General features: G+C 36.2%; 14 protein-coding genes. 10 read left to right on the top strand and 4 right to left on the bottom strand.

Annotation, left to right across the window (positions count from 1 at the left end; all coding sequences use genetic code 11):
- Both ACIQZ6_RS06685 and ACIQZ6_RS06680 read right to left on the bottom strand, forming a co-directional pair.
- On the bottom strand, nt 1-3,178 hold a 3,178-nt coding region (locus tag ACIQZ6_RS06685), incomplete at its 3' end, for a fibronectin type III domain-containing protein (protein ID WP_395809424.1).
- 134 nt (nt 3,179-3,312) lie between these two features.
- On the bottom strand, nt 3,313-4,503 hold the full coding sequence (locus tag ACIQZ6_RS06680; protein ID WP_395809422.1) for a helix-turn-helix domain-containing protein: 1,191 nt from the start codon (nt 4,501-4,503) through the stop codon (nt 3,313-3,315).
- Nucleotides 4,504-4,645: 142 nt separating this feature from the next.
- Between ACIQZ6_RS06680 and ACIQZ6_RS06675 the strand changes: the two genes are divergently transcribed.
- The 3 genes from ACIQZ6_RS06675 to uxuA are packed head-to-tail and all read left to right on the top strand — an operon-like array spanning nt 4,646 to nt 8,996.
- Entirely contained in the window at nt 4,646-6,934 is a 2,289-nt protein-coding gene (locus tag ACIQZ6_RS06675) for a DUF5703 domain-containing protein (RefSeq protein ID WP_395809420.1), read from the top strand.
- Nucleotides 6,935-6,962: 28 nt separating this feature from the next.
- The gene (locus tag ACIQZ6_RS06670) at nt 6,963-7,769 is read left to right on the top strand and encodes an SDR family oxidoreductase (protein WP_395809418.1); all 807 of its coding nucleotides are present in this window, start codon (nt 6,963-6,965) and stop codon (nt 7,767-7,769) included.
- Between the two features lie 12 nt (nt 7,770-7,781).
- Entirely contained in the window at nt 7,782-8,996 is a 1,215-nt protein-coding gene (gene uxuA / locus ACIQZ6_RS06665; protein ID WP_395809416.1) for a mannonate dehydratase, read from the top strand.
- A 38-nt stretch (nt 8,997-9,034) separates the two neighbouring features.
- On the opposite strand, the gene ACIQZ6_RS06660 is transcribed toward uxuA, so the two are convergent.
- Nucleotides 9,035-10,063 carry a LacI family DNA-binding transcriptional regulator gene (locus ACIQZ6_RS06660; RefSeq protein WP_395809414.1) on the bottom strand — a complete coding sequence of 343 codons (1,029 nt, stop codon included), beginning with the start codon at nt 10,061-10,063 and terminating at the stop codon, nt 9,035-9,037.
- Nucleotides 10,064-10,259: 196 nt separating this feature from the next.
- Between ACIQZ6_RS06660 and ACIQZ6_RS06655 the strand changes: the two genes are divergently transcribed.
- The 7 genes from ACIQZ6_RS06655 to ACIQZ6_RS06625 all read left to right on the top strand — a co-directional run bounded on the left by ACIQZ6_RS06655 (nt 10,260) and on the right by ACIQZ6_RS06625 (nt 20,967).
- Nucleotides 10,260-11,606, top strand: coding sequence for a Gfo/Idh/MocA family protein (locus tag ACIQZ6_RS06655; RefSeq protein WP_395809412.1), 1,347 nt, complete (start codon nt 10,260-10,262; stop codon nt 11,604-11,606).
- Nucleotides 11,607-12,034: 428 nt separating this feature from the next.
- Nucleotides 12,035-15,025: a SusC/RagA family TonB-linked outer membrane protein gene (locus tag ACIQZ6_RS06650; RefSeq protein WP_395809410.1), complete on the top strand. Its 2,991-nt coding sequence runs from the start codon at nt 12,035-12,037 to the stop codon at nt 15,023-15,025.
- 54 nt (nt 15,026-15,079) lie between these two features.
- Nucleotides 15,080-16,567, top strand: coding sequence for a RagB/SusD family nutrient uptake outer membrane protein (locus ACIQZ6_RS06645; protein WP_395809408.1), 1,488 nt, complete (start codon nt 15,080-15,082; stop codon nt 16,565-16,567).
- Nucleotides 16,568-16,622: 55 nt separating this feature from the next.
- Nucleotides 16,623-17,165 (top strand): discoidin domain-containing protein, encoded by a 543-nt coding sequence (locus ACIQZ6_RS06640; RefSeq protein WP_395809406.1) that lies wholly within the window; start codon nt 16,623-16,625, stop codon nt 17,163-17,165.
- 101 nt (nt 17,166-17,266) lie between these two features.
- A complete protein-coding gene (locus ACIQZ6_RS06635; RefSeq protein ID WP_395809404.1) occupies nt 17,267-18,838 on the top strand; it encodes a discoidin domain-containing protein in 1,572 nt (523 codons plus the stop codon).
- 21 nt (nt 18,839-18,859) lie between these two features.
- Nucleotides 18,860-20,140, top strand: coding sequence for a DUF3472 domain-containing protein (locus tag ACIQZ6_RS06630; RefSeq protein WP_395809402.1), 1,281 nt, complete (start codon nt 18,860-18,862; stop codon nt 20,138-20,140).
- An 80-nt stretch (nt 20,141-20,220) separates the two neighbouring features.
- On the top strand, nt 20,221-20,967 hold the full coding sequence (locus ACIQZ6_RS06625; RefSeq protein WP_395809400.1) for an NIPSNAP family protein: 747 nt from the start codon (nt 20,221-20,223) through the stop codon (nt 20,965-20,967).
- Nucleotides 20,968-21,040: 73 nt separating this feature from the next.
- Here the strand turns inward: ACIQZ6_RS06625 and ACIQZ6_RS06620 are convergent, their stop codons facing one another.
- Nucleotides 21,041-23,338: a glycosyl hydrolase family 95 catalytic domain-containing protein gene (locus tag ACIQZ6_RS06620; RefSeq protein ID WP_395809398.1), complete on the bottom strand. Its 2,298-nt coding sequence runs from the start codon at nt 23,336-23,338 to the stop codon at nt 21,041-21,043.
- Between the last annotated feature and the right edge of the window lie 9 nt (nt 23,339-23,347).

The raw sequence follows: 23,347 nt of genomic DNA, 5'->3' as shown, positions 1-23,347 counted from the left end.
AAGCAATCGCTGTAGGTGCTTCATTTACGTTTACTATAGTTACCGTAAATTCTTTTTGAAAACTTAATCCAGCAGCATCAGTGGTTTGAATACGAATGCTATAACTGCTTTTGGTTTCAAAATCAAACGCTTCTGCAGCTTTAAGGGTGTTTCCAGAAAGGGTAAATTTGCTATTATCAGTGCTTCCGGCACCGCTTACTAGGCTATAGGTAAAACTATCTGCTGCATCCGGATCTGTAGTTGTAAGTGTTCCTATGCTAGCGTCAATGGCATTATTTTCATCAGTAGTTGCGTTACTTAAAGCAATCGCTGTAGGTGCTTCATTTACGTTTACTATAGTTACCGTAAATTCTTTTTGAAAACTTAATCCAGCAGCATCAGTGGTTTGAATACGAATGCTATAACTGCTTTTGGTTTCAAAATCAAATACGTTTGCTGCCCCTAGGGTATTTCCAGAAACTCTAAATATGCTATTATCAGTGCTTCCGGTACCACTTACTAAGCTATACGTAAAACTATCTCCTGCATCTGGATCTGTACTGCCAAGTGATCCTATGGGCTGGAATTTTAAGTTGTTTTCATCAATAGTTGCGTTACTTAAAGCAATTGCCGTAGGTGCTTCATTTACATTTGCTATAGTCAGGGTAAATACTTTCTGAAAACTTTCTCCAGCAGCATCGCTGGTTTGAATACGAATGCTATAACTGCTTTTGGTTTCAAAATCAAAGGCTTCTGCTGCTTTAAGGGTATTTCCAGTAATGGTAAATTTGCTATTATCAGTACTTCCGGCACCGCTTACTAGGCTATAAGTAAAACTATCGCCAGCATCTTGATCTGTACTGGCAAGTGTTCCTATAGAAGCGTCAATTGCGTTATTTTCACTAATAGTTGCGGTACTTAATGTGATATTTGAAGGGGCAATATTTGAAGGGCCAAAATAATTCGATCTTCTTATGCCGGGTGTACCAAATAAACCACCTGTGAATGCCACATTCATTACAAATAAATTGTCAGTCTCTACCAATGAGCTTGCTCCAGTCTTATATACAGTTACTCTGGGACCACCCGATGGGCCAGCTAGTGCAATAGGATAGATTATACCATTAGCATCTTCAGCTACCCCAACATTAATGGTACCTGTAAAACCAGCAAATGGAAAAGCGGCTATACCTGCGGTATTTGAATCTAATATAACCCCAAATCCGCCATTCGAAGTCCCGACAATTATATCGGATATATTTCCATTATTAAGGTAGCCGGAAGCTATGCTTAGGCCGCCAACAGAAGTTGTATTATTGAAAGCAAAAAAATTATCTATTACAGTTGGCGAGTTGCTTTTACCATTAGTATTAAATGATTTGATATTATATCCACCATTACTGGCTGGTGCAGTTATTACCTCATCAACTCCATCTCCATTTCTGTCTCCTGCAGCAACCCTCACGCCTCCCGTAAATGCTGGAGAATAGGCAAAAAAATCATTGAGTGTTGAACTGGTAACTAAACCAGTTGCACTACCAGCGTATACTTGAACCCTTGATCCGCCTGTTGCTCCTGTTCCAACTATAATATCGTCGAAATCATCTGCGTTGGTTCTTCCAGTTGCCACATACACTCCGCCTCTAAAACTGGGCGCATTATATGCAAAAAAACTGTTCTGTAAAGATACTGCACCAGTTGATGGGTTTACATTATATACATTAACCTGTGGTCCTCCGCCTGGCCCTGCTCCTGTAATAACATCCATATTCCCGTCACCATTGATATCCCCTAAGGCAACTCGAACCCCTCCTGTAAAAGTTGAGGCATAAGCAAAAAAAGATACGTAAGTTCCATTATTAAAGGTGATAGTAACTAATGGTGCACCACCCGCATCAGCTCCAACGGCGGTAAATTTTGATAATGAAGGCTGTCCAGCAACCATGGGTTGTGCAGGCGCAGTTGGAGCTAGAATATTTGGAGTTGTAATTTGATTTGATGCAGCAGAAGCAATACTGGATCCTATTCCATTTACAGCTTTTACACTAAAAGTATAAATGGTACTATGCGTTAAATTGCTGATAGTAATAGTCCCTGATCCTGCTCCAGTAAAGGTACCTGTACCTCCTGCCGGCGATGAAGTGACCACATAACTTGTAATGGCCGACCCGCCATTATTGCTTGGCGATGTAAAAGCGACAGTGGCGGTAGTAGGCCCAGTTGCAGTGGCAGTTCCAATAGTTGGGGCATCAGGAACAGTAATATTAATTGGAGTTGTAGTTCTAATTTGATTTGATGCAGCCGAAGCAATACTGGATCCATTTATATTCCTAGCCTTCACCGTAAAGGTATAATAGGTACCAGCTGTCAAATTGCTAACAGAAATAGTACCTGATCCTGCTCCATTAAAGGTACCTGTACCTCCTGCCGGCGATGAAGTTACTTCATAACTGGTAATGGCTGACCCACCATTATTGCTGGGTGCTGTAAATGCAACAGTGGCGGTAGTAAATCCAGTTGCTGTTGCAGTTCCAATAGTTGGAGCATCAGGAGTACCTGGTGTAACACTGTTGGATGGGGCCGATGGCGTGCCTTGTCCGCCCATTGAATTTTCGGCAGTAACAACAAAGGTATATGCAGTTCCATTCGTTAGTCCAGGAACTATAATTGGAGAGCTTATACCTGACATCATACTATTGCCGGGACTAGCAACTACCATGTACATAAAAATTGGTGTTCCTCCATCATCAGTTGGAGGTGTAAACGAAATACTAGCTTGTTCATTACCCGCAACAGCCACCACGTTTGTTGGTTCATTTGGCCCCCTAACCGGAACTACCCAGTTGGAGACTTCTGAAGGGATACTTGAACCTACTGCATTTTCTGCTTTTACAGTAAAATTATATGGTGTATTGGTAGTTAGGCCAGTGATGGTAATTGTTCCACTTCCAGCCCCAGTAAAGGTACCTGTAATTCCACCGGGCGAAGATGTAGCTACATATCTTAAAATGGCTGAACCACCATTATTTGTTGGCGCGGTAAATGAAACAGTGGCCGAGGTAGCACCTGTCGCTGTAGCCGATCCAATAGTTGGGGCACCAGGCACAGTTTGCGCATTTATAGTTATCGGTAGTATAGCAAATAGAAAATAACTAAACCAATATAGAATAGAGGTTTTCTTGGGTAGCGTAGATTTCATAGATAAACTGGATTATTAGAACCAAAAACAACGAAATTTAATTCGTTTTTTAAAACTTCGAAATTAGTGCTCTATCCAGTGCAATTCATTTGATTTTAGGGTTAAGTTGTATGATTTTATTAAAATCATACAACTTAACTGAGCTTTTGGAGTTCATTATTTTTTTGCCAAATAAACTCGGAGGGGGTACAATTCATTATTTTTTTAAATGCAATATTGAAGGTACTCTTGGAGGCAAAACCAGCCATAATAGAAAGTGATTCAACAGTAAACTTATCACAAAACCCATCTTCTATTTTGTTAATAACAAATTCAATTCGATACTTATTTACAAAGTCTGTAAATCGTTGATTAAATTTATGATTAATAATAAAAGAAAGTTCTGAGACTGAAATATTTAAAGAATGAGCTACCTCGTTGATACTAATGGTTTTTTTTAAAAATGGCTGATTCATCTTAAAATGCCGTAGTAATTCTTCTGTAGTTTTCTCGTAATTTTTGGTTAATAATCGATGGCTAACTTTTAGTTTAGAAGTACTTTCTATCTCTTTATTGGAAATAATATACGGGAAACCAAAAAGCACTGCTGGATTTAATAATAAAAACGAGCTCAATATTAAATACCCTGATGCAATCACTAAACTGGGTATTATTATAATCATTTTTGAGGTTCCTATTTCGGGGTTGAAGTAAAATAAAGCAAAAAGAAATACAACTGAAACTAAGATTAAGCTGCTATTCCAGTTAAAAATATTTACCCATTTTAAAACATGTTTTTTGTGTGTTTCATAAATAGGCGCAATCTTTTTTTTATTAAAAGTTAGTAGTAATTGCCACTGTAAAAACAAATAAATTGGAATTTGAATTATTCTAGCTGCTCTAGATATATATTCTGGAAAAATACCATCTTTTGAGGTGTAATTAATGGAATAGTCTTCAATAAGCAGCGCAACTAATTTTGATTTTTCAGTTGCACCCATCGTGTATAATGGTAAATAATTTATTACGAATGCTACAAATGGAATAAAATGTAACCAATCATATTTTTGAAAGGCAACTTCATTTTTTAATAAAGTTCTGATGTAAAGGTATCCTAAGGGGGGTATTAAATAATTAAAGGGAGCGGCGGTTTTATAAAAGTGAGGTATATAAATAATCCAACCAGAAATAATGAGTAAGTATGCTAAGGCACACCATGTGTTTGCAATGAAAAATACCCCTAAAATTCTGGATGAAAATAATTGATTGCTATCAGTTCTATAGAATAATAAATATACCGTTATTACAGAACAAAATATGGATCCTAAAAGAATTACTTCACCCATTTTTGGTTTTTTATCTTCTTGTACAACTAGATTTAAAGATTTTTAAATATAGTTACTTTTAGCATGAGTTTTTCTCTAAAAAATATTTCAACTGAAAATTCAAAATATTTCAGCAATTTTATCTCAATCTTAATAAGTTAGAATGATAACGACTTTTAAAAATAAGCTATTCCTTACCTTCATTTTTGTTTCTATTTCCCTTTCAGCTTTATCTCAATCAAAACTTGATCCCTATAATGTAGTTTGGACAAGCCAAAGTAAGAGCCCCTCTGGTTCGATGCCTTTGGGCAATGGAGATATTGGTGCCAATCTTTGGGTTGATGAACAAGGGCAACTGTGTTTATATATTTCGAAAACTGATGCATTTAGTGAAATAGGACGTTTATTGAAAGTTGGCAAGATAATTTTACGCACCAAGCCTCAAATTTTAAGTGCCAAAGATTTTAATCAAATCTTAAAAATTGAGGACGGATTGATCCAGATCGAGGCCACAAACGCTGAAAATCAATCGCTGTCTATTACCTGTTTAATTGATGCAAACCGCCCTGTTTTGACCATTTCTGGCAAAAGTACTATCCCTCTTGAAGTTGAATTGGTGAATGCCATTTGGCGTACTAGTATTGATTCTTTGAAAGGCAGTGAAAGGCGAAGTGCTTATGGAATAATGGATTCTAAACAAGCAATAATGAGAGAAATAGATAGCATCATTTCTCAAAAAGATCAACTGATTTGGGTGCATCAAAATAAGTCGTCTATCTGGCAGTCTACCCTCGATAATCAGAATATTTCTGAGTTTAATCAATTAAGTAAAGATCCTTTATTGAATCAAAATTTTGGGGCGATTGTTTCTGGAACTAATTTTTATAATCAGAATAATAAAACTCTATTAAGTAAAAAGCCTCTTACAGAATTTGAACTCAATATCGCCGTATTGAAAACGCAAAATGTTCAGCTAAGTACCTGGACAAAAGAAGCTCAGAAGATTCTGAAAAATGCAGAAAAAATTCCTTTTAATGAGCGGTTATTATGGCACAAAAACTGGTGGGCCGACTTTTGGAATCAACATTATATACTGATTACTGCTGCAGATCAGGATGCAATAACCATTAAGGATACTTATGCCGTTAGTCAGGGCTATTTATTACAGCGTTATATGAATGCCTGCGCGGGCAGAGGGGGTTTACCAATCAAGTTTAATGGATCTATATTTAATGTAGACGTTGAAGATAATATGGGTAAAAAATATTTATCAAATTATGATGCCGATTTTAGAGATTGGGGAGCTAATTATTGGTTTCAAAATACCAGGCTCCCTTATTATTCGATGCTTTATTCCGGTGATTTTCAATTGATGAAACCACTATTTGATATGTATTTAAAAGCCCTTCCCTTAGCTAAATACAGAACTCAAAAATATTTCAATCATGCCGGAGCCTATTTTCCAGAAACCATGACTCCATGGGGTACATTTACCATTGATAACTATGGTTGGGACAGATCCAAGCTTAATTTGCCAGATGGTATTTCGCAAAATAAGTACATCCGTTATGTTTGGGAAGGGAGTATTGAACTTTCTAAATTAATGATTGATTATTATGAGTTCACCAATGATCAGGCCTACTTCAAGAATGAACTTTTGCCCTTTATCAAAGAGATTGTTATTTTTTATAATTCCCATTATCAAAGAGATACGAGTGGTAAAATTTCTATTCAACCTGCCCAATCATTAGAGACTTATTTTGAGGGGGTTATCAATCCATTGCCAGAAGTTGCAGGCCTACATTCGGTGCTTGACAAATTAGTGGAGCATGAACAGATCATTGCTGATAAAAATTTTATGCAAGAGGTGATTGTAATGAAAAAAGCACTTCCTGAGGTTCCTACAAAGCAAATAAATGGCTCAACAGCCTTATCGCCAGGCTATAATCTGGGTGAAAGAACCAATATTGAAAAGCCAGAGCTCTATGCAGTTTTTCCTTATCGGGTTTATGGTCTAGGTAAGGATAAAGTAGAATCGGCTATAGTATCATTCAATAGTAATGTGAAGGATCAGTTTAGCGGCTGGCAGCAGGATGCTATTTTTGCGGCTTATTTAGGTTTGACCGATGATGCAAAGCGTATGGTTACGCATAATTTTACTACCAAGCATACAAAAAGTAGATTTCCTGCATTCTGGGGTCCAAATTATGATTGGGTACCTGATCAAGATCATGGAACAGTAAACATGCGGGCTTTGCAAAATATGCTGGTACAGTCAGAAAATGATCGGGTATTATTATTCCCAGCCTGGCCAAAAAATTGGAATGTAGCATTTAAAATGCATGTTCAGGGACAGCAAATTATTCAAGGTAATTATGACATGAGTAAAGGAGTTACATTGACTAAAGGCGCTACTGCTCCAATCAAATATTATTTGCCAAAAAGCAATTAAACAATCATTAAACCTAATTCTAAGCATCATGTTCGCGTTAAATAACAAGGTAATTATAGTCAGTGGCGGCACCGGTATTTTGGGTGGAGCATTTATAAAGGCCATTGCCAGCCAGGGAGGTAAAGTGGTTATTCTGGGTAGGAATGAACAAGTTGGAAATCAAAGAGCTGCCGAGATCAATAAGGAAGGTTTTAAAGCCATATTTATAGCTGCCAATGTTCTTGAAAAGGATCAACTTGAACGGGCAAAAGATAAAGTATTGAGCACTTTTGGCCGAATGGATGGTTTAGTGAATGGAGCGGGTGGAAATATTCCAGAAGCTGTTTTAACTCCTGATAAAGATGTATTTGATTTGAACATTGAAGGTGTTCAAAAAGCAATGAACCTAAATCTTTGGGGAACGGTACTACCTGTTCAGATATTTGGACCAGAGATTGTTAAGTCTGGTAATGGAAGCATTGTGAATATTTCTTCAGTGAGTTCAGTAAGAGCAATTACTAGGGTTTTGGGTTATAGCATGGGAAAGGCAGCTATTGATTGCTATACTAAATGGTTTGCTGTTGAGATGGCGAACCGCTACGGCGATAAAATTCGAATGAACTCGATCATGCCCGGTTTCTTTTTAACTGAACAAAATCGCACATTATTAACCCAGCCTGATGGGTCTTTAACCAGTCGGGGGCATTCCATCATCAGTCATACTCCCTTTAAACGATTTGGTGATCCTGAAGAATTATGTGGTGCACTGATCTGGCTCTTGAGTGATGCATCAAAATTTGTTACTGGAACAACTATTGGCGTAGATGGCGGTTTCACAATCAATGGAGGAGTTTAATTAATTAGTCTAATGGAACAAATTATTCATCCATCGTATGCAAATGTTCAGTATCGTATGGAACAAACTATGCGCTGGTTCGGTCCAAATGATTCCGTTTCCCTTTCTGAAATCAAACAAGCCGGATGTACGGGTGTAGTATCGGCATTGCATCACCTGCCAGTTGGTGAGGTATGGTCGGTAAAAGAAATTACTATCAGAAAGGCATTAATTGAGGCCGCAGGAATGCAATGGACAGTAGTGGAAAGCGTTCCGGTTCATGAGGCTATAAAAACTCAGGCTGAGGGTTTTGAACACTATATTTTAAACTATCAGCAAACCATTCGTAATCTTTCTGAATGCGGAATCAAAAATGTAACCTACAATTTTATGCCTGTTCTGGACTGGACCAGAACCGATTTGAACCATCAATTAGCCGATGGTTCAAAAACTATTCGCTTTGAAATGGCTGCATTGGCTGCATTTGATATATTTCTCCTAAAAAGAAAGAATGCAAGCCATGACTATGATGCCCCGACCAATAAAAGGGCTGAACAATTAATCTCATCCATGACTGAAGCTGAGGTAAATCTTTTGGTTCAAAATATGCTCAAAGGCTTGCCGGGTAGCGATGAAGGCTTTACGATGGAACAATTTAAAAAAGCATTAGCCACCTATGATACTATTGACAGAGATCAATTGCAGAAGAATCTCATTTATTTCTTAAAAAATATTGTTCCCGTGGCCCAAGATTCTGGTGTGCTTATGTCTATTCACCCCGATGATCCACCATTTGCTGTTTTAGGATTGCCCAGAGTGGTAAGCTGTGCAAAAGACATCGAAGCTTTGATTTCAGCAGTTCCGTCGATTCATAACGGTCTCTGTTTTTGTACCGGTTCATTTGGTGTACTAGCAAGCAATGATTTGCCAGCTATGGCCCGAACTTTTGCCGATAGAATTCATTTTATCCATTTAAGAAGTACCAGAAGAAATGAATACGGCGATTTTTTTGAAGATAATCACCTGGAAGGCAATGTAGATATGTATGCAGTGATGAGCGAATTGGTATTAGCTATGCAAAATAGAAAATGCTCCATTCCTGTACGGCCAGATCACGGTCACCAAATTCTGGATGATTTAAATAAGGTTACTTACCCGGGATATCCTGCAATTGGGAGGCTTCGCGGACTTGCAGAACTACGTGGTCTTGAATTGGGGATTTTGAGAAGTTTGCAGGAAGAGAAATAATTGCATGGCTAGATTAGCACTGCCCTTTGATTTTATTGCTACTCTTTTATATTTTCAATCAGGCTGGATTCTATAATTACTTTATAATATGCTTCATTTTCAGAAACCTCATCATCTTTTTGTTGTAGTAAATCAAGTAAAATTTCTGTAGCTTTTTGACCCTGTTTATATGGAAATTGTTCAACAGATGCAGCTGGAATATGATTCATATATTGTATAATTGGGAGGTTAGAGTAACTCACAAATACAATTTCTGCTGCTTTATTTAAGTCTTTTTGGCGTGTATAATTGATAGCATACAATGCCACATAGTCGTTAAAAGCTACAATTGATGTTACTTTTCTTTTATTATTCAACAGTTCATCGATGGCTTCTTTGGTACCATTTTCTGTTAAGTCACAATTTATAATTAATGAGGGATCAAATTTGAGTCTGCTTTTAGTTAGTCCCTTGATGTATCCTTCTCTGCGCTCATTACTTGAATACATGTTTACTGGACCATTAATTAATCCTATGGTTCGGTGCCCTTTTTTAATTAAGTATTGTAAGGCTTGAATGGTACCAGTTTCAATATTGCTGGCTACATAATGTATATTTTTTAAAGGTGGAATCCGGTCAAAGAATACTACTGGAATATGATGTTTTTTTAATAAATCAAAATGTTCATAGGAGCTTGTATTTTTTGCAACTGAAATTAATAGTCCATCAACACGATGGTTTTTCATTTTTTCAACTAATTGTTTTTCCCTTTCTTCATCATCATGTGATTGAGCATATAAAACCGTATAATTTTTTTCATTTGCAATATCTTCTATTGCATTCACGGCAGTTGCGAAAAAATCTTCTGAAAGCTCGGGTAGAATAACGCCTATAGTTTTTGTTTTACCTTGTTGTAAAAAAATAGCTGTTTGATTGGGCTCATAGTTCAATTCTGCTGCTAAATTTTTAATTTTTAAGCGGGTGGCAATTCCAATACTAGAATGATCATGGAGTGCCCTAGAAACTGTAGAAGCAGAAATGTTAAGTAAACGTGCAATTTCTTTTATGGTTGTTGGTTTTTTATTCATCGCAAATTTATTGTGTAACTAAATTAGGCATATAAAAATAGAATATGAAATTAGATACTTTAAAGCACTTTTAACAAACGTTTGCGTTTATTTTGGTTCACTAAATTCGTTAAGTTGATCAATTTTAATAGTAGCTTTAGTTAAGTAAATTTTAGTTTAATCAAATCAATTAATCCATTCTCAATTAATCAATAGTATGAATAGAAAAGAGTTTATCAAAACTGGAGTAATTGCTGGTGCAGGCTTTACTATACTTCCCTCCGGAACCCTATTTGCAAAATCTGAAGGAAAAGTTAGACTTGGTTACATTGGCGTTGGAGCAAGAGGAATGAGTCATATTTCTGCGGCACTTTTAAGGGACGATACAGAAATTGTGGCTATTTGCGACATCCAAGAACGTTCTTTAAATATTTGTCGCTCCGCTATCTCAAAAAAAGGCAGAACTCCGGCTAAAGAATATACTGGCGGTCTGGATGCTTATAAAAAGCTACTTGAGCATAAAGATATAGATGCGGTAATCATTGCAACTCCATGGCAATTTCATCATATTCAGGCAGTCGATTCTATGCTTGCCGGAAAACATGTTGGTTGTGAAGTTATAGCTGGTTTGTCTGTTAAGGAGCATTGGGACATTGTAAATACAAGTGAAAAAACTGGCATGAAGTATAGCACATTAGAAAATGTTTGCTATCGCAGAGATGTTTTGGCTGTATTAAATATGGTACGCCAGGGTGTATTTGGAGAAATGCTTCATGCAGAAGGAGGCTACCAACATGATCTTAGAAACGTATTTTTTAATAATGGTAAACAAATTTATGGTGGTGGGGTAGAGTTTGGGCCAAATGCATTGAGTGAAGCTCAGTGGCGTACGCAATTTAATATAGATCAGGATGGTGATTTATATCCTACTCACGGTGCAGGGCCTGTAATGCAGTATTTCGACATCAATCGAGGCAATCGTTTTACAAATTTGGTTTCTTTTAGTTCAAAAGCAAGAGGTTTGGCAGCTTATGTTGAAAAGGAATCTCCGGGTCATCCGAATGCTCTTATTAATTATAAGAACGGAGATATTACTCAAACAATGATGAATTGTGCAAATGGTGAAACCGTTATGCTTACGCACGATACTCATTTACCAAGACCCTATTCGTTAGGCTTTAGGGTACAGGGTACAAAAGGACTTTGGATGGATTTAAATAGATCAATTCATGTTGAAGGAGTTAGCAAGGCTCATGCTTGGGATGAGGCTAAAATCTGGTTTGATAAATACGATCATCCTCTTTGGAAAAAATATGAAAAAAAGGCTTTAGGTGCTGGTCATGGTGGGATGGATTGGTTTGTGTTCAATGGTTTTATTGAGGCTATTAAACAAAAGAAAACCCCACCAATTGATGTGTATGATTCGGTTACTATGAGCGTAATTTTACCACTCTCAACAAAATCTTTGAAGGAAGGAAATAAACCTCAGGAGTTTCCAGATTTTACAAGAGGTAAATGGAAGTCGCGTAAAAATGTATTTGCATTAGATGATAGTGGATTCTAAAACTTTTATTGCTATTTAATATATTTTGGCCCTTGTGTAAAGCAAGGGCTTTTTTTATAATTTCAAACTTTTGCTTAAAATCTATCATTAGATAAGTTTGATTTTACCAGCAATCTAATTTCAATGTTGTATTATTTTGATAAGCTAACTTTTAGTTTTTAGGTATTATGTTTTAAGCATTCGATAGTTTAAAATAAAATTTAGGTCAATTAAGGTTCCCAAAGTGTCTTTTATTTTTTAAGACGATCGTTTTTCTCCTTACAATTATTATTTAATTTTTTAGAAAAAAAATAGTTAAATCAAACGTTTGCGTAAAAATTTAATAGAAAAAAATTCTTTTTTTGAGATCAACTATGTTAGCTTCATGTTTTAAATTCCCAATAAGATATGGGTTATCGTTTATTTAAAACAGACAAATTATGACGAACATGTACACACAAAGTATCTTTAAAAGTACTTTTAAAAGCAAAATTCTTTCTTCGGTGAGAATGCTTAGAGTATTTAAACTGCTTCTGCTGTTAACATTGCTATTTTTCAATGGAGCGGATGTTTTTGCGCAAACCAATCGCCAAATTTCTGGTACGATTAGGGATGAATCAAAAGAAAGCCTTGTTGGAGTTTCGATTAAAATCAAAAACACCAATATTGGAACATCAACTGATATTGATGGAAAGTTTAAGATTATGGCATCTTCAACTGATGTACTGCAAATTACTTATATTGGCTATGAGACAATAGAACGAGTTGTAGGTACTGCAAATCAGATTGATATTACCATGAAATCTAGCTCAACAGGATTGGGTGAAGTTGTTGTGGTAGGTTATTCATCTAAAAAGCTTGAGCAGATTTCAAGTTCTGTTTCTGTGGTAAGTGGTGAAAAACTTAGAGATGTTACTTCGAACGAAGTTTCTAGCTTACTTCAAGGTAAAGCTGCAGGGGTATTAGTATCAACTGGTTCTGGTTCACCAACTTCTGGTTCAACCATTGTAATTAGAGGTGCTGGTAGTATCAATGCAAGTACTAGTCCGCTAATAGTAGTTGATGGAAATATTGGTGGTACTTACAATCCAACCGATATTGAAACTATTACTATTTTGAAAGATGCTGCTGCAACTGGTTTGTACGGCTCTAGAGCTGCCAATGGTGTAATTATTATTACTACTAAAACCGGAAAAGCTGGAACTACTGTAATGGATTTTAACACCAGTGTTGGTTTAAGTAATCCTAATACCGGTAATTTTAAACTCATGAATACAGCTGAGCTTTATGATTATCAATCAAAGTTTTATTCTGGTTTAACTCCTGAGCGTAAAAATAACGACACCGACTGGTGGGATTTAGCATTCCGTCAAGGTATGGTTAATAGCCATCAACTTTCAGCTTCTGGAGGTAGTGAAAAAACGCAGTTCTATGTTTCTGGGAACTATTATAAAGAAGAGGGAACTCAGGTTGTGGATAGTAAAACAGGCTATAACTTTCGTTCTAATTTAACTCAGAAACTTTCTGATAAATTAAAATTGGGAGTTTTGTTAAATGGTATTTTTAATCAAGACGCGTACAATCCGACAGGAACTTTGTATAATGCTTACGTAAATTTACCTTTCGATGCGGCTTATGATGCAACTGGAAGTCCAATTGATCCAAGATTTGGAACTTGGTATGGAAGAGATCGTGATAACTTTTTACACACCTTACAATACAATACTTCAGGGGCTAGGAGCTTTAACGTAAATGCGGATATTAACCTTGATTATAATATCACTAAAAACTTAACTTTCTCAACTAATAATAGAGGAAGATTGAATAACTATAGATCAGATAGTTTTAATGATAAGAGGTCTAAAGGTGGTGCTACCAATAATGGTACGGCTTATGCATCAGCTAATTATTCTAACTCATTTTTAACATCAAATCGTTTAAGATATTCAAACAATTTTGGTAATCATAGTGTTGGAGTATTGGGCGTTGCTGAAATTGAAGAGGGTTATAATGATAGTTTTTCTGCCAATGTAAAAAATCTACCGGCTGGTAGAAATGCATTTAGTACTGCAACTGACATTATTACAAATCCTGCTGGTGGTAGAGATGGGTATCAATTCAGTAAATATTTAGGTCAAGTAGATTATGGCTTCAAGGAGAAATACTTTGCTGTAGCATCTTATGTGAATGAATATTCTTCAAGATTCGGTACAAATAATCCAAGAGGTAATTTCTATCAGTTAGGTGCATCATGGATTGTTAGTAAAGAAAGTTTTATGGAAAATATAAAGCCAATTACTTTCTTGAAAGTTCGTGGTAGCTACGGTACTACTGGTAATGCTGATGGTATTGGATATTATGCTGCACTTGGTTTATATTCTATTTCTTCAAGTGCTAGTTATGCTGGTTTACCAGGAGCGGCACCTAGCCAGAAGGCTAATCCAGATTTAACATGGGAAAAATCGAAATCTGCAAACATTGGTTTTGAAGTAGGATTTTTTAATCGCATTGATTTAAACGTTGATTTATATCAAAAAGAAGCGGCTTCATTATTGTTTTTCAGACCTCTTCCTGCAACTTCTGGTTATAGTGGTGTTTTTGAAAATGTTGGAAACGTTCGTAACCGTGGTGTAGAATTTAGTTTAACTAGTAAAAATCTAGTTAAAACCTTAAAGTGGGAAACTAATTTTAATATTGCGTTTAACCGTAACAAGGTTTTGGAAGTTAATGCCGGACGTACAGAAGTTAGTACAGGAGCTAGACAACCAATTGCTGTGGGTCGTGATATGGATGAGTGGTTTATGCCAGTTTGGTCTGGAGTAAATCCAACCACGGGTGCGCCACTTTGGGAAAACAGAGTTAAGGATGCCTCTGGAAAAGAGTACCTAACCTATACAAGTAATTATAATTCGGCTACTAGACAATATGTTGGACAATCATCTGCACCTAAATTTGCGGGTGGTATAGCTAATAATTTTCAGTACAAAAGTTTCAGCTTGAATACGTTCTTCAATTTTGTTTATGGAAACAAGGTGTATAACGATAGCCGTTTCTTCTTTGATAGCGATGGTTTATATGAAAGTTATAACCAAATGAATTTGGCAGATGGTTGGAATCGTTGGGAAAAGGCTGGCGATTTAGCTACGCACCCAAAACCAATTCATGGTAGAGCAGATAATTCAAATGCTACCTCAACTAGATTTTTAGAGGATGGTAGTTATATTAGATTGAGAAACGTAACATTAGGATATGATCTTCCAAAGCAACTATTAGGAAGAGCGAAAATATCAAGAGCGAGAATATTTGTTAGCGGTGATAACCTTTGGACAGCTACTAATTTTTCTGGAACAGACCCTGAAGTAGTTTTAGGTGACGGTGTTTCTTCGATCAAATACCCAATAAGTAAAAAAGTAGTGTTTGGTTTCAACATGAGCTTTTAATTTAAATAGATGAATAAATACAAGATTTTTCAATCAACAATTAATTATAATCTGATGAAAATAAAACATGTAACAACAGCTCTTATGGCAGGAATGATTGTCCTGGCCAATGTAGCCTGTGAAAAATCATTTGAACCATCAACTTCAATTGATGAGAGTTCTGCGTTAAGTAGTGCGGCTGATATAGAAACAGCAACCATAGGTACTTATGCTCTTTTTAAAGATGCAGCTTATGTTAGAAGTGGCTATTTTTTTACTGAATATCCTTCTGATGCAATTGCTCAAGGGCAAAACTCATCAGATGATTTAAGTAATATTTACAAATACACGCCAATAAAGACATCTAGTCATGCAGCAAGTTTTTGGGTTAGTGCATACCGTTCTGTTGGTGCTGCAAACCGTGTTATTGAGGCAATTCCAGATGCAGCAGCAGCTGATGCCAAACAATTAAAAGGAGAAAACCTGTATATCAGAGCCATGCTTCACTTTAATTTGGTTCGAATTTTTGGTAGACCTTACCCTCAAAGTCCGGAAGTTAATTTAGGCGTGCCTATTTTAAAAGATGGTTTAACTGATGATGAGAAATTAGTATTACCAAGAAGTACTGTTAAGCAGGTTTACGATTTCGTGATTGCTGATTTATTAAAGGCAATTGATTTCATGACTCAAAACAAGAGTAACTCTTTTGCATCAAAACAAGTTGCTGAAGCTCTTTTGGCTCGTGTTTATCTGTATAAAGGTGATAATGCTAATGCTCTAGTATATGCAAACAAGGTTATTAATTCTGGTCGCTATAGTTTATTAAGTACTTCAGAATTACCAAATTACTTCAAGAGTAGCCCTGATGCTAATAAGGAAACCATTTTCTGTATCAGACACATTAAAACTGAAGATAGAGGTTATAGTGCTATTGGTTCTATGTATTTCAGTGGTGATGCTAGTGGAAATGCATTGAATCAGGCAGCAAGTGGTTGGGGAGAGCTCTATGCATCAAAGAAAATTTACGATACCTTTATGCAAAATCCACAAGATGTAAGATTGAAATTCTTAAGTCCTTTGATGGAGAACGGTGTTGTTAAAGTAAACAATAAGATTACACCAAACGTACCGATGTATTATATCAATAAGTATAATCTTCAAGAAGGTATTGTGAATTTAAGTTCACCTGTTTACTTGCGATTAGCAGAAATGTTTTTAATTAGAGCAGAAGCAAATGCAAAAACTCCGGGAAATGACTTGGCAGCACTTGATGATGTAAATCGTATTCGTACAAGAGCTGGTATTCCAGCGCTTACGCTTGCTGGGCTTACTACTGCGGGTAAAACGATGCTCGATGCGGTTCTTGATGAGCGTGCTTTAGAATTAGCATTTGAGGGTCATCGTGCTTATGATTTGTTCCGTAACAACAGACCTGTTGTTCGAAACTATCCAGGTACTGGAACTTCAACAAATCAAACTGTTGATCCTGGAGATAGTAAAGTGGTTGCATTTATTCCACAAAATGAAATCGACAAAAACCCTAAGCTTGTTCAAAATCCATAATATTTATCTTGGTCTGTATTGAAATTTTCAATACAGATCTTTAAATAAAGAAAAAATGAAAAAAATAACTTACATGATACTAGCCTTTGCTTTGTTAGCAATTTCGGCTTGTGATGAGAATGATGCAGTATTATTTAAAGATGAGTCAACTGCAATTACCGCTGATAGAAAAGCATGGACAATAACTGCTTCTAGCTTTTCTACTTCAGAAGGAACAAATGGATCACCTCAAAGATTATTAGATGGGGATAGATTAACTTATTGGCATACAGATTATTCTGTGGTAACTCCTTACCCTCATTGGGTATTACTTGATATGAAAGTTGCTACTAAGATGATTTCTGTTGGAGTTACCAATCGTTATGCTGCAACTCCTAATGCTGTGGGAATGAAAAAATTCAAGCTCGAAGCTAGCAATGATGGTACTGCCTTTACTTCCTTAGGTGAGTTTAATTTTGCTATTTCAAATGATCTTCAGAATTTTCCTGTACCATCTGCTACAGCCTATCGCTATTTAAAACTTACCGCTTTAGAAACCCAAAGAGTAGGCACGAACCATACGTTCTTGTCTGAAATTGATGTTTTTGCAGTTAAATAATTTTATTTGTGATCAAACTAAAAGCCCAATAAGTTTAAACTTATTGGGCTTTTTAAATTTTAAAAATTTTGAGAGAGAATGGCCTCGTTTTTTTGTTTTTAGTGTTAAACATTTTCATAGTTGCTTGTAAAAAGGATTTAAAACAGCCCGAAGCTAAACCAACTGAACCTCTTAAAACAATAACTTATACAAGTAGCCAAGTACGCAATTTAAATGTTGTATATTTTGTTCCTGCAGATTTAAGTGCTTATGCCGATTATGAGCGTAGAATTAGTGAAATTATGCTTGCAGGGCAAAAATACTTTGCCGAACAAATGAATTTGAATGGATATGGTTCAAAAACCTTTGGTTTATTAAAAGATGAGGTAAATGCTCGTGTTAAAATTATAACCATCAAAGGAAAGCTTAGCCGCGAAAATTACAAGGCAGAAACGCATAATAACATTCTTCAAGAAGTGAACGCCTATTTTTTAGCTAATCCATCCGAAAAATCGAGTGATCATACATTAATTATTTTACCAGCCTTATATTTAAATGCTAACTCCACTCTTCCAATAGATGGTGTAAATCCTTATTTTGGAATTGGTAAAAGTTGTTATGTGTTAGATTACCCAAATTTTGATTATAAATATTTTGGAACAAATACCTACGATTTTACAAAATGGTATGGAGGTTTGTTTCATGAGCTGGGTCACGCATTAAATTTGCCACATAACCATGCTAAAAAAAGTGAAATGTCAGTAAAAGGCACGGCCCTAATGGGAGCAGGTAATTATACTTTAGGTAAAACGCCAACTTTTTTAACTGCCGCTGATTGTGCTGTCTTGGATGTAAATCAGGTATTTAATGTAAACACAAAAGCATATTATGATCAGGTTAATGCAGGAATTACATCAATTGATGCTACGTATAATTCCAGTACATCTTCTATCAATGTAAGCGGTAAATTTTCAAGTGAAGTACCAGTAAAACAAATACTGTATTATAATGATCCTGAAACAATTGCCGATGGTGGTACTGGCGCCAATAAAGATTATAATGCAATTACCTGGACATCCAAGCCAGTTGGATCAAATGAATTTAAGATAGACTTTCTTATTTCAGATTTTATTGAAAAGGCAGAAGGTATTAAGTATGAATTAAGAGTAAAGTTAGTTCATGAAAATGGCTATGTAACACAAACCAGCTATAATTATAAATTTATATCAGGAATTCCTTTGCTTGATTTTAGTACTAAGCCAGAAATTAGCAAGTTGAGTTGGAAAATTAATTCAGTTAGCTCTGAAGAATTATCAGGTGAAGGCAGTTTAAATGGAAGAGCCAATACCTTAATTGATGGGAATGGATCTACTTATTGGCATTCAAAGTGGACCGGAACTTCAACTAGCTATCCTCATGATTTTGTTGTTGATATGGGAATTACAAATACCCTTAAAGGTTTTGCCCTTGTTCAAAGAAGTGGCCTCTCACGTTCAATTAAGGATTTTGAATTACTATCAAGCGTTGATGGTGTTACTTTTGTTTCTATAAAAAATTTTACAGCAGCCAATACTAACGGTAGCCAGTATTTTACTTTTGACATATCACGTACATTTCGTTATTTTAAAGTAGTCTCAAAATCAGCATGGGATGGTCAAGCTTTTGCTGCAATTGCTGAAGTAGGTATGTTTTAATTTTTAATCTTATAATTTTTGATGATGAAGAAGCTATTAACAATCATTTTTATTCTTTTTATAGGTGCAAATACCTCTGCACAAGGTTTAAAAGCAATCATTCCATTAGGTGGTAATGGATATGTTGGAAAAGGTGCTAAAATTACTACTAAAGGACTTGCAGAATGGTCTGATATACAAGCAGTTACTAGTATTTATTTCAGAGCATCGATTCCTCAGTTTTTAAATATTGCTTTGGTTATGAGAGTTCCAGAAGGAGAAAGTCTTATCAAGATCAAATCTGGAGCTAAGATTTTTGAGAAGAAAATTTCAAATTCCTCATTTGATACTATTTCAATTGGCAAAATTGAAGTTAAAACAGCAGGTCATTTTAAAATTGATATTCAAGGATTAAAAAAGACGCATACTTATTTTGTTGAAATTACAGACCTTATAATCAGTGCTGACAAGGTGGATCAAGATTTGGTTTATGTTAAAAACGGAAGTTCCTTTCATTTTGGTCGTAGAGGGCCATCGGTACATTTACGATATGATATTCCGCCAAGTATTAAAAATAATGTAAAGTGGTTTTATAATGAAATTAAAGTTCCCGCTAAAAGTGATGTAATTGGATCATATTATATGGCTAATGGCTTTGGAGAAGGGTATTTTGGTATGCAGGTAAATTCACCTACTGAAAGAAGAATATTGTTTTCTGTTTGGAGTCCCTTTGTGACCGACGATCCTAAAAGTATTCCCGATAGCATGAAAATTATTATGTTAAAAAAAGGTTTAACAGTAAAAACTGGCGAATTTGGAAATGAGGGATCTGGAGGTCAAAGTTATATGGTTTTTCCATGGAAGACTGATCAAGCTTATGCTTTTTTATTAGGTGTAAAACCAGATTTAAAAAACAAAACTACCGAGTATACGGCTTATTTTAAGGATCCAGAACAAGATAAATGGTTTTTAATTGCGCGTTTTAAAAGACCTCAAAAGGCCACTAACCTAACTAATCTTTATTCGTTTCTTGAGAATTTTGCAACCACAACAGGTAATATAAGTCGTATGGGGTATTTTCAAAATCAATGGATTATGGATAGTACTGGCCAGTGGCATGAGCTAACTAGCGCTAAATTTACTGCTGACGCTACAGCTAGAGGTAATTTCCGGAAAGATTATGCTGGCGGGGTTAAAGGCCATAAATTTTTCTTGAAAAATGCAGGCTTTTTTAATCAATTTACGTCGATGGATCAATTTTTTAAGCGCGAACCAATGCGTGTTAAGCCAGTTATTGATTTTGATGAATTGGAAAAATTGTAAGGACGTAAATTTTTTCTCTCTTTTACCAAAATAGATTCAATTTTTTAACGAATTTTCTTTATCATTAACAAAAACTCAAAATGAAAAAATACCTATTAATTTTATTCCTTTTTCTAAGCCAATTGAGCTTTGCTAAGCCAGCAGACAACCGATTTTTCGAGTTAAGAGTTTACTATTGCAACCCTGGAAAACTGGATGCAATAGTTGCCAGGTTCAGAGACCATACGGTAAACTTGTTTAAAAAGCATGGAATTGAAGGACTTGGATATTGGATACCCACTAAAAACACGGATAATGCATTCTATTATTTGACGGCTTACCCAAGTAAAGAAGCTAGAGATGCATCATGGAAAGCTTTTGCAGCTGACCCAGAATGGAAAGAAGTTGCCAGAAAATCGGAAGAAAATGGAAAGATTATTGCCAAAGCCACGATTCATTTCTTAAAGGCAACAGATTATACCCCTAAAATTAAAGCTTCAAAAGGCAATGAAATGCGCACTTTTGAAATGCGTATCTATACTGCAATGCCTGAAAAACTTCAAAATCTTGAATCTCGTTTCAGAGATCATACCATGAAGATCTTCAAGAATAATGGTATGGATAACATCGCATATTATACAACCATTGAAAGTGATTCTTCGGTACAGCCCAAATTACTTTATTTTCTTGCTTATAAAAATGAGGCTTCTGCACGATTATCTTGGGAAAATTTCCGCAAAGATCCTGATTGGATAAAGGCAAGCACTGCCTCTGAAGTACAGGGTAAACTTGTAGAAAAGGTAGAATCTGTATACATGCAACCTACAGCATTTTCAAAATTTAAATAAGTTTTATTGATTTTCAGTATTAATAAATAAAGAAGGGCTCTAAAATTTTAGAGCCCTTCTTTTGCTTTATAGATTATATTCCTTTCAAATCAATGCTGCTATTTGGTGCAAAGTCTATTTGAATAAATCCTGATTCAGGTTCGCTAATCTTTACTTTTCCGTTGATCTTTTGTTCAAATTTTCCGAAAGGAGATTTTACTTTCAAGCTTCCGCCTTTCTCGGAATGAATGTTTATTGTTGTAACTTTTCCGTTTTCTTTTTTGGCACTGACAAGGTATGCGCCCTCAGCTCTCAAAGTTTTGAATGAAGCTGAACTCCAATCTGCTGGTATTGCAGGAAATAGCTCAAGATAGCCTGCATGCGATTGGATCAGCATTTCCTGTAATCCGGAAGCAAAAGCAAAGTTTCCTTCTAGCGTAAATGGCCTGTAAACAAAATCTGAATAGCCTGATTTGGTTTGATCTCCATTTAAATGAAAGCTATTTGTAGAGCAAAATGCAGTCGAAAAAATGTTTAGTGCCTTTGCAGCGCCTTCACCGTCTTTTGCTCTTGCCTTCAAATTGCCTAGCCAGGCATAAGAATACCCGCACCACATTTTTGGCCCTACACTATCCAATAGTTTTATACTGGAGCGGATAATATTTTTTGATTCTTCAGAATCTTCCCATTTAATCAAGCCCAGCGGATGGATTGCCATGGTATTTGAAAAATGACGATGCGATGTAGCATAGGGGTAGTCAGGAGCAATCATTAGTTCCTTATTTTTTGAAAGTGCAAGACTAGGTAATTGCTCATAAATTTCCTGCCAATGCTTGGCTTCTTCAGTCAGATTCAATTCTCGAGCCAAGTCTGCAGCAGTTTTAAAATTAAACTGCATGAGTGATAGGTCGTAATTGGTAGTTTTTGTGAACCATGCACTACTATCATTGTCATTGATCTCCGGGCTTGAGCTGATTACGAGCTTCCTTTTTCCAGTCTTTGGATCTAAAACCGAAATTTGCTCTAAAAATTGGGCAGTTGATTTTATCCAGGGGTAGGCTTTGTTTTTTAAAAAATCTTTGTCCATACTGTAGCGCCATTGCAGATAATAATGCTGCGATATCCAAGCAGAAACCGTTGGGGATAGTGAATACTGGATCCAGCCTCCCATTTCAGTTCCATCCAGGGTGGTTACCCCTGGCACGGCAATGCCTTCTTTGCCAAAAAATTGTTTTGTATAGCGTTTGTAGTTCTCTTTATTGGTTTCGAAATGATCCAAATAGGCCATGGCCTCTTCCAGATGATTTCCGCTGTAGGATGGCCAATAACTCAATTGGGTGTTCAGGTCATGATGAAAATCACCTTTCCAGGGGGGTATCCGGCCGTTATCGGCCGACCAAATAGCTTGTAGCGATATTGGCGGTGCATTTTTTCTGGCAGTAGATCCAAATTTATAGTGCTCCATTTCCCATTGATGCTGAAGAGTTTGGTCAGGAACTTTTAAGTCAGACTTAGCCCAGAATGCTGACCACCAGGCCAAATGGCTTTTTCTGTTTTGGTCAAAACCTGTATTGAGCATTAGCGATAAGGCTTTTAAATCAAGATTGCTTTTGAATAAATCTGGATTACTGCGGATAGTCCAGACACCCTCTACTGTGTTGGTATTTACTTTTTTCCAGGTTACGATCACATCATATGAGAAATCGCCCCAACCTTTTTGATGATAGGTGATACTGTTATTTACTTTAGTTACACTACCCTGTTCATATCCTAAACGCCCCAGATCATCTCCTCCAACAGGATCACCACTTACTTTTATCGCTGCCTGATAAGAAGGTGGAATTAATTCGATATTGAAATTATCAGGAAGATTTTCAAACTTAAACCATCCAACAGGATTTACAGCATGCACAAATGAAGTTAATCTGGTGCCATTCTTCCAGCTAATTTCAGAGCTGGCTTCGTCGATATTTAATTTAGCATCGGCAAGGATTAGGCCTTGGGTGAATTTAAACTCAAGAGCCGCTCCCGGAATTTTAGTTGGTGCCGGCTCCCTGTCATAGGGCTGATCAAAATATTCCTGAACCGGTTTATAATTATTATTTAGGCGCTGTTCTACAATCCATTGGTAACTGAACTCCTTGCGATGCAGGCCTTTCATTGGCCGGCTATCCCATAAGTCGGCGCGGTCTAATGCAAAGCGTACTGTTTTGTCTTTCTCCCAAACCAGCGATCCTATCATGCCATTTCCTAGGGGCATAGCCTCATCCCATTGTTTTGGTAATGGATTAAATGGGTGAAATCTGGTTTGTGCAGATACCTCAGCAAACAGACACAAATAAAGAACAAAGATTAAAACTATAGTCCTTGTTAGATTGATTTTCGGATTCATATTAAAATA

The organism is Daejeonella sp. (assembly GCF_044348475.1).
Classification (GTDB): domain Bacteria; phylum Bacteroidota; class Bacteroidia; order Sphingobacteriales; family Sphingobacteriaceae; genus Daejeonella.
Note: the sequence above shows the minus strand (reverse complement) of the source record. Positions and strands in the feature narration are given on the sequence as shown.